We start from the raw sequence: 12,655 nt of genomic DNA, 5'->3' as shown, positions 1-12,655 counted from the left end.
CTAATCGGCCGGGCGTTCCATACTGATGTGGGGAATGCCGTCTTCTTCATATTCGTCGCCAAATTGCACGAATCCGAGGCTCTCGTAGAAATCACGAAGATATAACTGACCGTTCAGGTAAATCGGCTTCCCGGCGAAATCGCGTATACAAACATCAATCGCGCGCAGCATCACTTCGCGACCAATTCCCTGACCACGCAGTCGTTCGCTTGTCACCACACGCCCGATCGCCGGCCGATCACCTTGTTCTGCGTGATCGGGATCAATGCCCGGCGCAACAATGCGGGCCGCCGCCAAAACATCATCACCATCATACGCAACGACATGCCGACACTGTGGATCAAGGCCATCAATGTCGGGAAAGATGCAGGTCTGTTCGATGATGAAAATCTGCTGACGCAGCTTTAAAAGGCTGTGTACGTGACGCGAGGACAGATCATCAAAATCACAATCCAACCAGGTCAGATCAGATGCAGTGAGTGCCATTGGTGGTACTTTCATTGTGGGGCGGTAGGAGATTTGATCTCAGGCACCGGATTTTTCGATGTGATAGATAAACACATCCCCGTCCTGCTCGGACGAAATCAGACGGTTGCCCGTCATCTCACAAAAGGATTTCATATCCGCAACAGAGCCGGGATCAGTTGCCATTACCCTAAGAACCCCGCCGCTTTTAACATCGCGCAGCGCCTTTTTTGCCTTAAGAACCGGCATCGGACACATCAGACCGCGCGCGTCGAGAATTGCATCATGGGGACCACTTGAAGATGACGACATGAGAAACCTTATAAAAAATACGAAACCGGTCCGATATAGCGCCATTTGGCGATTGTTGCATTTGCACAATATGTTAGACTGAAGAACAACAATCAATCAAACGCTGTTAGCCTGCCCGCGATGCAAATCTATCTCCCGATTGCCGAGATATCGGTAAATATATTCCTCATCCTGGGACTGGGCGGCGGGGTCGGCTTTTTGTCTGGCCTTTTTGGCGTTGGTGGCGGGTTTCTGATTACCCCGCTCTTGATCTTTTATGGCATTCCACCGGCTGTTTCTGTGGCAACTGCTGCCAACCAGATTGTGGCATCGTCTGTATCAGGCGTGTTTGCCCACTGGAAACGCGGCAATGTTGACCTCAAAATGGGGCTTGTCCTGCTGGCCGGTGGTATTCTCGGTTCGACCGCAGGTGTCTGGGTCTTTGCCTGGTTACGGTCGCTCGGTCAGATCGACCTTGTCATTTCGCTTTGCTATGTGATTTTCCTTGGCATCATCGGCGGCATGATGCTGTTCGAGGCGACACGAGCGATTTTCCGCACCCGGCGCCGCGGCGGTCAGGTTCGCCGCTCCAAAAAGCACCAGCATAGCTTTATCCACGGCCTGCCCTTCAAGATGCGCTTTTATCGCTCGGGGCTTTATATCAGTGCGCTTCTGCCACTCGCCGTGGGATTCTTTGTGGGTATGCTGACCGCCCTGATGGGCGTTGGCGGCGGTTTCGTAATGGTCCCGGCGATGATTTATCTGCTGGGCATGCCGACCGGTGTAGTGATCGGCACATCGCTGTTTCAGATTATCTTTGTCACCGCCAACGTGACCTTCCTGCAATCGGTGCAAACCCAGACCGTGGATGTCGCACTTGCCATCCTGCTTTTGATTGGTGGCGTCATCGGTGCGCAGTTCGGCGCCCAGTTTGGCGCACGCCTTAAGGCAGAGCACCTTCGCGCCCTTCTTGGCCTTCTCGTTCTTTCAGTCTGTTTGAAACTGCTGTTTGATCTGGTGATCACGCCGGGGGATCTCTATTCCATCATGCCGGGGGATCTGTAATGACAGTTTCTTCGCGCTTGCTGGTGGCGATTATGGCGCTTGGCCTGCTGCCCGTTTTGACAATGGGCACTGCGGTCAAAAAGGCCTCTGCCGATCCGCTTGTTGTTGATCTTTCCAACCACCTTGTCGCCATCACGACCGGTTTTACCGGAACCAACGTGCTTTTATTTGGCGCAGTCGAGGACGAAGGCGATGTGATCGTCACCGTGCGCGGCCCGGATCAGGACATGGTGGTGCGCAAGAAAGAACGCAAAGTCGGCATATGGGTAAACAGTCAAAGTGCGCGCTATAAAAACGTGCCGGCCTACTATGCCAGCGCGTCAAACCGCCCGATGGACATCATCGCGCCGCCAGAGGTTTTGCTTGATTACCGTATCGGCCTGCAAAACCTGCGCTTTGTTCCCGAAAGCGAAATAAGCGATGAAAACAAGCCGATCTATCGCGAAGCCCTGGTTCGCAATATGCAGAATTCCGGTCTGTTTGGCGAACGTCCGGCAAAAATCAGCTTCCTGTCCAATCAGCTGTTTCGAACCGACATCCATTTTCCGGCCAACACCCCGACCGGAACCTACACCATCAATGTCTATCTGATGCGCGATGGCCGCGTTGCCAGCGTCAAGACAACACCGCTGGTTGTATCAAAAACCGGCGTCAGCGCCGAGGTCTATGAGTTTGCCCATCGCTACTCGGCACTCTATGGCATTATCGCCGTCATTATTGCGGTTGTCTCCGGCTGGATCGCCAGCGTCGCATTCCGCAAAAGCTAACAGCGCTCTGCCCCGCTCACGGTATGGCTGCGCTTTACCGACCCTTGTGATTTCGCAGATGCAGCATTACGTCCAACAAAGCTGCAACGCATAAATCTTTGTCGTATCAGCCAAAAATCACTTGGAAAGCGGCGATGACTTGCGGCACAATTTAACAGTCCGCTCGTAACAACAGTCCCACATCTGTTCAGTGTCGCAGCGGTTGAGTGCAACTGTTCAGAGAACCCATATGCCTTCATTTGATGCCGATCAGGAACTTCGTGCGACCTCAAACAGGACTTTTCTTGTTGTCGTGGATGACAGCGATGAAATGACCAAGGCATTGCGTTATGCCTGCCGTCGTGCGCAGCATACCGGCGGCCGCGTAGCCCTTCTTAGCGTTATTGAACCCGCCGAATTCCAGCACTGGATGGCGGTTGGCGACCTGATGAAGGAAGAAGCCCGGGACGAGGCGGAATCACGTGTCAACGAGCTTGCCGCCTATGTTCATGAACAAACCGGCAGCATGCCGCTTCTGTTCATCCGCGAAGGCCGGCTTAAGGACGAGTTGCTTAACCTTCTTGATGAAGAAGAACAGATTTCCATTCTCGTTCTGGCAGCCGGCACCACGAGTGACGGCCCCGGCCCACTGATTACAGCTCTGACCAAAAGCGACACGGTCGGTCAGCTGCGTCTGCCCCTGACCATTGTGCCAGCGGCCCTTTCCGAAGCTGACATCGACGTGCTCAGCTAACTTACGGTGAAATCAGACTTGTCCTTGAAGGGCCGCACCTTGTGGCACGGAAACGCAGCTATCAAGAAACTGCATATAGGCGTCAAAGGATGACTTCTGGCCAAACAGAATGTGCGAGCGGCTCTTGATGGCGTGTGACACGACAGAGCGACGGCGTTTATCCGTCGCCAAAGTCAAAGCCGTATCCACGAAATCGGCAGAATGATACGCCACACAGTCAAAGACCGATATCTGACGATAACAGGTATGGCTGCGTCGTGACCGGGCAGCATTGCCCGGCAATGTCACCAGCGGCACGCCAAGGCCCAGACAATCAAAGGCCAGCATCGCATCATTCCAGGCCGGGCTTTCAAGCACGACATCAACCGCACAAAGAAGCGACAGCAAATCGGCACGATTGCGCACATCGACAAACCGCATCCGCCCGGCAACATCAGCGTGATTGATGGCAAAGCGACGCCCCCACGCGGCGTCCCAGCTGTCACGTTCGGGTGCAATCAACAGAAGTTCTGCCGTTTCATCAAGACGCAGGATTTCCGCAATCAGCGGATCGAACTCGGCCGTCAGCACATCGAGCGGCTGAGGACACAAATAGGTATTACGGTCCTGTGCCAACCGCCAGCGCCGCTGCAAATCGGTTGTCGACATCTCAACCGGTTCTGGCGGACTGGCATTTACAAACAGGCCCGGAAGGCGCACCAGTTTTTCACTGAACCGCTTTTCCCCGCCGGCCGTTTCCCAGTCCTCAGCGATCAGATGATAATCGATGTTTGAAAGACCGCTCGTCGCAGCAATCCCGCCACCCGAAATCTGAAGCGGCGCCAGACGCCAGCTTGCCAACAACATGGTATAGGCGTCCGCCTGCGGGTCGACATAATGCAATACATCAAGCCCAAGACCCGATATCACCCGTGCCGAATGCAGGGGATCAAGCGGCAATGGCACAACAAGGTCGCCATGCTCATCAATACGCGCGGTAATATCATCTTCACCGGTTGGCGGGCGGATGATGGTGACATCGAACCGGTCACGGTCAATCGCCTCGGCCAGACCGGCAATCCAGCGCCCGATACCATTGTCCCACATATTGGCAGACACAATGCCAATGCGGATTTTGGTACCCGTGCGCGCAGGAGACGAACTGACTTCCGGCACGTCGTAGCCTGACACCAATCGTTCCCAATAATGTCCAACCGCCCGAAGTTGCTTATCGCCTTCCGGGCGCAAGGCCGCGCGCCAGACGGGCGGGAACCGCGTCAGGACAATGGGATCAATCCGGTCAGAGCCGACAAATTCAAGATCGGGCTCAAGCGCATCTTCATCAAGCGTATCATCAAGAAGATCACGCACAACTTCATCATTTTGCGCGGCAAGATCAGTCGGCACGGGTGCAAACAACAAACGGCGTGCTGTGCGGAACAAGGCGGTGTTTTCACCAGCTGCGATTTTGCGATCTATGCCGTTTTGCAAGACGGACTGGGCGGAACCGGTATCGCCTTCTTCGGCCAGTTCAACAGCCAGGCGGAATACGGCATCATCCCCACCACCTGCCCCGATGGCAGCGCCAAACCGTTCAACCGCCTCGCTATGACGGCCAACAAGGCTGAGTGCTTCACCCATCATCAGCAGCAATTGCGGATCTTCAGGATTATGGGCCAAAAGTGGTTCAAGCGCCCCGATTGCTTCTGTCCCCTGCCCGACACGCAGGTTAAGCAACGCAAGCGTTCTGCGTGCTTTGGCATCATCGGGATCAAGGGCAAGAACCTGACGCAGGCAATGCTGCGCCCCGGCAAACTGACCAAGCCGGAAAAGTGCATCGCCATAGGCGGTCAAGGCCCGCGGATTGCCGGGCTCCAGCGACAATGCACGGCGCAAGGGTTCGCTTGCTGAAACAGTGCGTCCCTGATCCAGCCGGATTTGACCAATCAGCACCAGCGCATTGACGATGTCATCGTGCATTTTGAGCGCGGTCAAGCAGGATTTTTCTGCCCCGTCCACATCGCCCATCGCATATTGGCAGGCAGCATAATTGGCATGAATTTCCGCAACATCCGGCGCCAGTTCGAGGGCGCGTTCATAATTCTCGCGTGCTGCATCAAGTTCATCAAGCTGGCGATAGGTGTTGGCGATATTGCAATAAAGGGCTGGCGCATCCGGGCACAAGCGAATGGCACGCTTGAACGCCCCAACGGCATCACGGAGCTTACCAATCGCCTTAAGGGCCTGTGCATGGTCATGCTGGATTTCCGCACTATTGGCATCGGCGATCGCGGCTCTGCCCATGCGTTCCGCGGCAAGCGTCTGGTTCCCGTGGCGCATGGCAACAAGGCCGGCCAAATGCATGGCCTCTGCGGCCTGCGGGAATGAACGGATCATTCGCTGACAGGACCCTTCTGCCTCTGCGTAGCGACCTGCCTCATACAGGTTCAATGCAGAACGGTAGATGTCGGCAAAATCAGACAAGGAATACCTATTACCCAAGAGAAACCGGATTTCGTTTCACCATAAGGTCGAAGCGTTAACAAACCACATCTTTGCCATAAATTTTCCAACTATTCCATGCTTGGAAAAATAGTGCAGATTTGCCGTTCTGGCCGCCGAACTTCACTCAATCGATCAGGTCAAATTTCGCCGCATAAAACACTGAAAATAAAAAGAACCCTCCAAAATCACTTCCGAAGGGTTCTTTGTCCCAAAAGGGTTATGGGCCCGCCGATCGACGTGTTTAGTTGGCGTGTCCGAAATATCGCCCGAACCGATTTGCCAGAAAATCTTCGAGTGTGACCTCTTCCTGGCGCACATAACCGGATGACGGCAATTTGCCGGTCAGAACCATATCCATCACAGCACACAATCCGGCCGATGTCGTAATCTGGATCGCCGACCAGTCCTTACCGCCCACATGCGTACCATGCACCTTGCGAATGAAGCTTTCTTCGCGCAGTTCGCCGCGCTGGGTTCCAACCGCATCGGCAAAGATCACGATCACGTCCTGCTTGGTAATTGGCAGGGCATTTTCAAAGATTTCCTTCATCATGTCGGGGCGTTCGCCCAGACGAAGGTCCTCGATCAGGATTTTCAGGATTTCCTGATGCCCCGGATACCGCACAGTCTTGTAATCAAGATTATCGACCTTGCCCTCAAGCATATCGCACAATGCGCCGACACCACCCGACGTATTGAAGGCCTCATACTCGGTGCCGTCGATGGTAAAGCGCTCATAGCCTTCAAGCGGCAGCACTTCGACACGTTTGCCGTTCAGGATCGCTTCACACGGGTTGAGATACTCGTTGATTAGGCCATCGGTTGACCAGGTCAGGTTATATTTCAAACGGTTGGTCGGGTTTTGCGGCAAAGCGCCAACCCGCAAACGAAGCTTGTCCACACGATCAAAGCGTTTGAACAGATCGTGGGCCGCAATTGAAATAAACCCGGGCGCCAAGCCACATTGCGGAACAAAGGCGCCTGCTGCCCCCTTGGAAATCTCGCGAATGGCGCGCGTGGTTTCGACGTCTTCGGTAACATCAAAATAAGATGCGCCGACCGACCGCGCGACGCGCGCAATCGCCACATTCAAAAAGAACGGACAGGTCGACAGGATTGCGTCATGTCCCTTGGCGACTTCGGTCAATGCCGCCTCGTCGGTGACGTCGACCTTTACCAGTGTTGCCGCATCATCCTGGCCGCATATTTCAAGCATATCACCACTGGCATCCGCCAGTGTTACCGCATAATCGCCACTTTCATTGAGCATTACCGCAGCGATACGACCGATTTTCCCGGCCCCGAGGATCAAAATCTTTTTCATGTTCTCTAACTCCCGAACGAACAGACATCATCACCGTTAATGCTGCGCCTGCCCTGATCATGTTTTGTTTTTGCCTAATCATGCTCGACCGCTAGACGAACGCTTTCAACCCGGCGATACTGTCAAAACAAAACAAAGACCCGTCATTTTAATGGGTAAAACCGATGAAACGTCATATCGATGAAGTTGATCGTCGCCTGATCGCCCGCCTGCAGGAAAATGCCCGCATTCCGACCGCGGCCCTCGCGCGTGACGTTGGCCTGTCGCGCAGCGCGGTTCAGGAACGCCTGGAACGGCTTGAAAAGGCCGAAATCATAAAGGGTTATACCGTTCAGCTTGGCGACCACGCAAAGCCCGTATTGCTTGCCGAAGTCATGATACAGCTTGAACAGAAACAGTCCGCGGGCGTGGTCGGCGCGCTTCAGAAAATCCCGCATTGCATTCGATGCCTGGCGGTTTCTGGCGAATATGACCTGATTGCCGAAGTCGCGGCCAACACGCCCGAAGAACTTGACGGGGTACTGGACCGGATCGGCGGGATGCCGGGAATAAAACGCACCTCAAGTTCGATCATCCTTTCAACCAAGTTCGATCGCCGCTAAGATCAGCACGGGTTTGGGGAAAACCTCTTTTCGGGAAGAAAACCGAGTGAAATCAAAACGCAGATATTCTGTCCTGTCTGTACTGCTTGCCGGTTTTATCGCCACCAGTGTCTTTGGCGTCGGACTATCCCTTTATGTCGGCCTTGGAACGGCCTATGAGAACACCCGCAATTTGTGGGTGATGCTGGCCGATATTGATCTGACATCGGTGCAACGCACCATGCATGAACGCATGAGCGAGGTTGATCAACGCTCCGACTGGGTCGCCGAACAGGTGGCCAGCGGCGCCCTTGATCCAAGCTTCCAATATGGCTGGACCAATGCCATGCGCGCCCTTGCGGCAGCCGACATGGGCGTCATGGCCTATGGACTGGTCACCGGTGAACGCCAATTTATCGGCTTTAACCCGGAAGATATGAGCGAAATCAGGCGCACCCTGCCCGAAGACGACATGCTGTTTTCCGAACTTGCCCATGTTCGCGGCCCCGTTACAAACCGGACGGGATATCCGCGTTGGGACCCGTTCTTTAAGCGCACTGTGCTGACAAGCTGGATCCCGCTATTCTATGACGGCCACTATCTGGGCACCTTCACCCAGTATCTGTCACTGTCGAACCTGTCGGACAGTCTGATCCGCGGGCGCGAAGATTTGCCCGGCACGCCCTTTATCCTGATTGGTGGCAATCGCGTCATGGCCCACCCGGAACTCAGAAACTGGGGTGAGAAAACCGCAAGCGTTGGGGATAACGGCGCGGAAATTGCGCGCAGCCCGATCCCCCTGCCCACCATCAATGATATCGGCGATCCGGTTCTGGCCAATCTTGGCAAGTCCGAAAATATCCCGCTTGATCCCGATGACGAACGCCACAACAGCGGCATCAGCCTGTCGGGGCTTGATCACAATGACCGGTATCATCTGATCGTCACGCGTCAGATCTTCACCGCCCCGATTTCACCGGTCGTCATCGGCATGTATTTCGACGAGGAACTGTTTGACGATGAATGGGACCGGCTGGTTCTGGCATCCATCCTTGGTGGCGGCGTCTTTGTCCTGTCGGTCATTGTTGCGATTATCCTGTCGCGGCACTTCACCAAACCGATCCGCCGGTTTGCCAGTGCGGCGCGCGCCTTTGAAGACGAAGACATCGCGTCTTCCGATATCCCCCAGCTCAAGGGCAGCCGCATTCGCGAATATGACGATGCCGCACGATCATTCAATCACATGATGATGGCCGTTCACGACCGCGAACGCATCACCAGCCTGTTTGGTAAGTTTGTCCCACAATCGATTGCCAAGAAGCTTCTGGCATCGGGCAATGATTCCGGTGTGCTGCCGCCGCAAACTTCCGAAGCCACTGTGCTGTTTATCGACATTGTCGGCTTTACATCCATGTGTGAAAGCCTTGATCCCAAACAGATCATTGCAATGCTCAATGACTATTTCGATTGCGCAACCCAGATCATCGAAAGCAATGGCGGGATCATCACCCAGTTTCAGGGGGATGCGATCCTGGCGGTCTATAATGTGTTTGATGACCTGCAACACCATGCGGACGCGGCTGTTGACAGCGCCATCGCCCTCCAAAAGGAAGTTGAGAAACGCACCTTCGAAGGGTTGGAGTTAAAAGTCCGCTGTGGGGTCAATACCGGCTCGATGGTGGCCGGGAATGTCGGTGCGAAGGCCCGGCTGTCCTTTACTGTTCACGGCGACGCGGTCAATACCGCATCCCGGCTTGAACAGGAAAACAAGGTTCTGGGGACACAGATCCTGATTTCGGAAACCACCCGAAATCTGTTGGCCAATCCGGAACGTGTCAGCAAGGCCGGCGATGTCCTTTTGCGCGGCCGCCACAGCAAGACCGAACTGTTTACAACGCAGACCGGCAGCTAAGCACAAACAGAAGGCACTGACCTGAAAGGTCAGGAAGCCAAAAAACAAAACGCCGCATTGGATGGACCGATGCGGCGTTTTGTAAAACCTTAGAACAAGGTACCGGGAATTAACCCTGGCGTGCCTTGAAACGCGGGTTCTTTTTATTGATCACGTATACGCGGCCACGGCGGCGCACGATACGGCAGCCTTTTTCCCGCAGCTTCGCGGATTTCAATGAGTTCCGGATCTTCATAATCTTAAACCTTAGAAACTTGGCCCCTTCGAGGAAGCCGGAAAATAGAAGTACGACATGCCCCTGTCAACACCTAAAACAGGTTGCGGCGACAGAAAGTGGAACAAATCCACCCCAAGTCGCCAGCAGCAGTCTAAAACCTGAGCGATCAGTTGATCGTTGCGTAGAACCGATAAAAGGCCAGGCCGCCATTTTCAAGCATTTTTACGCGATTCATCCACATTTCCATCTCTGGCTCGAGATAATCCATCATATCGGGGTCCACACCGGAACTCTGGATATCGGAAAGCATGGTCATCCAGGCCAGTTTGATGTGTTTGAGGTGCGTTTCCGACTCATCCTTGGCAATACGGATATCGAATTTCAGCTGCCCCAGACGGGATTTGTATTCCTGTGCAGTCCACGGAAACAGTTCTTCGTCTTCAAGCTTTGCCCAGTCTTCCAACTCTTTGGCATCAAGATCGCGCGTCAGGACATAATCGGTAATCAGAAGCTGCCCATGTTCGCGCAAGGTATCAGCCAAAGCGGCAAGAAAACTTTCCTTTTCCGGGATTTTATATAGCTCGCCGTACGAATAAACGACGTTGAAATATCCCTTGCGCAGATCGGGCTGCAACGGATCGAATGTCTGCACCGGGACTTTCTTTTGAACGCCAGCATGAACAGATCGATCCATCCCCAGAAGGGCCAACTCCCCGTCCGGCTCAAGGGCCGTCACCCAGACCCCCAATCGATCGGCAAGCACACGCGCCACACCACCCAGTTTTGCACCGATTTCAAGACAGCTCAGCGTCTCGTCAAGGGCAAGCGGCTTGGCCAGTTCCAGCGCATATTCATGCCCGCCGGGCATCATGATGCCATGATCAAACAACTTGTCGTACAGCCGGATGCGATCCGGTGGCCAGCGCCCGATTTCTTCATCAAGATCAAGCTCACCAAGCTCCGGCTCCACCGGGCGGGCAAGCCAGACACGCATCTTGCGCAGCCAATCGGCATACGCATCGATTTCAAGCTGCAACAGGTAGTATTCGACCGGGTCGTCATAACCTTCCCACTTGGCCCGCAAACGCGTCCCGAGACCAAGATGGTGCCCCGGCGGCATTTCGAACTCTGGCGCCTCCCCTTCGGCCGCGCCTGCAGACATTGCGTCCGCGTCGGACATATCATCATCCGCTTTGGACTTGCGTTGCCAAAATTTCAGTTTCAAGGCGACTACCTGTTTGTTCGCATTCGGGGTTCAAGTGATTCTTGAAAATATGGCAATTAGTCAAAAGTGACAACGTGTTAAGATTTCAACCCTATGATTGCACCGCGAAATGCTATCGATAAAATTGTAATTTGCTGAATTCCCGCGCCGGGAAGCATGTCTGACAGGAACTTTCATTCATCATGAACACTGACCACCTCGGCATCTATTATCGCATGCTGAATATTGCGCCCGGCGCGAGCGCGAAGGAAATCAAGCTGGCCTATCGCAAGCTGGCCTTTGAATTTCATCCGGACCGCAACACCGACCCGGACTCGGAAGACAAGTTCAAAGACATTACCGAAGCCTATGAAATCCTGATTGGCGAACGCAAACCGCCAAAGCCGTCAGCGGGTGCCGCGGGGGCGAAAAAGCCCGGCGGAACTACAAATACCCGCCCAAACGGCCAATCCACTTCCGGCGCCTATGGCCCGAATGCGGCTGGTGCGCAAAATGCCAACCAACAGAAACAGGGCTTTGCCGGCGCCGGACGCAAACAGGAAAAAGCGCGCGAAACGACAGAAGAAAAAGTCGCCCGCGCCAATCAGGCTTACCGCGAGCAACAAGCCAAAACAAACGCACGCAAAAGCAACATTCACCCCGGCGCCCGACGACATAAAAGCAAACGAACAGAACCCAACGCACAAGGCTTCATTCAGTGTGCTGTCACCGGCGTGGTATCGGCCCAGCCGCGTCAGGTCGAATTTACCGTTGTTCGTGGCTTTCTGAATTCCTGTTCGATTGAAACCATTACCGCCAACCTTGCCCCCAAGGGCGCGAAACGCATGGCCCTTCGCGCCAGTTTCAAAACGTGGCTGCGCGGATTCTGGGGCTGGAAAAGCTTCTTGCCCGCGTGGAAGGCCATTCTGGGTAATATGCGGGGTGGCACCTTCCCACCCGAAGGCAATGCCAAGATGTTGTTCACCCAGGCCAACGCGTTTGAACGGTCGGGCAACAAGCCGCTTGCGCGCGCTGTCTTGATGCAGGCGCTTGATTTTATCGGTGCCAACCGGTCTGCCCTTGCCGAACAGGTCCGCGCAAGCCAGCGCCGCCTTGATGACGGTCAACCAGCGCGCCGCGTACGCGATGAATGGAAACGCGCAGGCATGATGGATGCGCTTTTGCATCTAAGCCCGCTTTTTGTTCTGATCTTTGCCGCTCTGATCGCCTTTGGTCCGGGTCAGGGCTTTGTTACCCGTGACATCCCAGAACTGGTCGCGCGTCAGGGCACTGAAATCACGCGACAGGTCAAGGACCTGATGGCCGAAGACCGTGATCCTTATTATGTCGACCGCGAACTTTTAAACTTGCGCGATGGGCCAAGTGTTAATGACACCATCATCCGCCGCCTCACCCGTTTTGAAACCGTCTATGCCGCCGGTGACAGTCAGGGTTTCTGGATCGAGATTGAAACCAGTATTGGCGAAACCGGGTTTGTAAATCTGGATGCCTTGGTACCGGGCAATGGCGCGGATGCCCGGGATGCATGGTGTGCCGAAAACAAATGCGACTGACCGGTTTCCCGATCAGCCGCATCCAATTCATCAAGTCT

12 protein-coding genes are annotated in these 12,655 nt (G+C 54.6%); 6 read left to right on the top strand and 6 right to left on the bottom strand.

Annotated elements, in window-relative coordinates; all coding sequences use genetic code 11:
- Positions 1–486 (bottom strand): GNAT family N-acetyltransferase, encoded by a 486-nt coding sequence (locus ACXAF0_RS18445; RefSeq protein ID WP_475347290.1) that lies wholly within the window; start codon positions 484–486, stop codon positions 1–3.
- 39 nt (positions 487–525) lie between these two features.
- Entirely contained in the window at positions 526–777 is a 252-nt protein-coding gene (locus tag ACXAF0_RS18440) for a sulfurtransferase TusA family protein (RefSeq protein ID WP_475347289.1), read from the bottom strand.
- Positions 778–897: 120 nt separating this feature from the next.
- Between ACXAF0_RS18440 and ACXAF0_RS18435 the strand changes: the two genes are divergently transcribed.
- From ACXAF0_RS18435 to ACXAF0_RS18425, 3 genes are all read left to right on the top strand, one after another.
- Entirely contained in the window at positions 898–1,821 is a 924-nt protein-coding gene (locus ACXAF0_RS18435) for a sulfite exporter TauE/SafE family protein (RefSeq protein WP_475347288.1), read from the top strand.
- Positions 1,821–2,588, top strand: a complete 768-nt coding sequence (locus ACXAF0_RS18430; protein WP_475347287.1) for a TIGR02186 family protein — start codon at positions 1,821–1,823, stop codon at positions 2,586–2,588. Before ACXAF0_RS18435 ends, ACXAF0_RS18430 begins: the two co-directional genes overlap by 1 nt.
- Before the next feature lie 229 nt (positions 2,589–2,817).
- Positions 2,818–3,321: a universal stress protein gene (locus ACXAF0_RS18425; RefSeq protein ID WP_475347286.1), complete on the top strand. Its 504-nt coding sequence runs from the start codon at positions 2,818–2,820 to the stop codon at positions 3,319–3,321.
- Positions 3,322–3,333: 12 nt separating this feature from the next.
- Here ACXAF0_RS18425 and ACXAF0_RS18420 read toward each other — a convergent pair whose 3' ends face one another.
- Positions 3,334–5,751, bottom strand: a complete 2,418-nt coding sequence (locus ACXAF0_RS18420; RefSeq protein WP_475347303.1) for a tetratricopeptide repeat protein — start codon at positions 5,749–5,751, stop codon at positions 3,334–3,336.
- 295 nt (positions 5,752–6,046) lie between these two features.
- Complete coding sequence (locus ACXAF0_RS18415; protein WP_475347285.1) at positions 6,047–7,129, bottom strand: saccharopine dehydrogenase family protein; 1,083 nt, start codon at positions 7,127–7,129, stop codon at positions 6,047–6,049.
- A 164-nt stretch (positions 7,130–7,293) separates the two neighbouring features.
- Here ACXAF0_RS18415 and ACXAF0_RS18410 point away from each other — a divergent pair, with 164 nt between their 5' ends.
- Positions 7,294–7,731 (top strand): Lrp/AsnC family transcriptional regulator, encoded by a 438-nt coding sequence (locus ACXAF0_RS18410; RefSeq protein ID WP_475347284.1) that lies wholly within the window; start codon positions 7,294–7,296, stop codon positions 7,729–7,731.
- A gap of 46 nt (positions 7,732–7,777) precedes the next feature.
- Positions 7,778–9,622: an adenylate/guanylate cyclase domain-containing protein gene (locus ACXAF0_RS18405; protein ID WP_475347283.1), complete on the top strand. Its 1,845-nt coding sequence runs from the start codon at positions 7,778–7,780 to the stop codon at positions 9,620–9,622.
- Between the two features lie 109 nt (positions 9,623–9,731).
- On the opposite strand, the gene ykgO is transcribed toward ACXAF0_RS18405, so the two are convergent.
- Together ykgO and ACXAF0_RS18395 are read right to left on the bottom strand one after the other, a co-directional pair.
- The gene (gene ykgO / locus ACXAF0_RS18400) at positions 9,732–9,857 is read right to left on the bottom strand and encodes a type B 50S ribosomal protein L36 (RefSeq protein ID WP_007090004.1); all 126 of its coding nucleotides are present in this window, start codon (positions 9,855–9,857) and stop codon (positions 9,732–9,734) included.
- Positions 9,858–10,005: 148 nt separating this feature from the next.
- The gene (locus ACXAF0_RS18395) at positions 10,006–11,019 is read right to left on the bottom strand and encodes a methyltransferase domain-containing protein (RefSeq protein WP_475347282.1); all 1,014 of its coding nucleotides are present in this window, start codon (positions 11,017–11,019) and stop codon (positions 10,006–10,008) included.
- Positions 11,020–11,246: 227 nt separating this feature from the next.
- Between ACXAF0_RS18395 and ACXAF0_RS18390 the strand changes: the two genes are divergently transcribed.
- A complete protein-coding gene (locus ACXAF0_RS18390; RefSeq protein ID WP_475347281.1) occupies positions 11,247–12,617 on the top strand; it encodes a DnaJ domain-containing protein in 1,371 nt (456 codons plus the stop codon).
- Positions 12,618–12,655: the final 38 nt, after the last annotated feature.

The organism is Thalassospira sp. ABD4_177, from assembly GCF_056160125.1.
The sequence above is the reverse complement of the archived record's forward strand: the minus strand, read 5'-3'. Positions and strand labels throughout refer to the sequence as shown.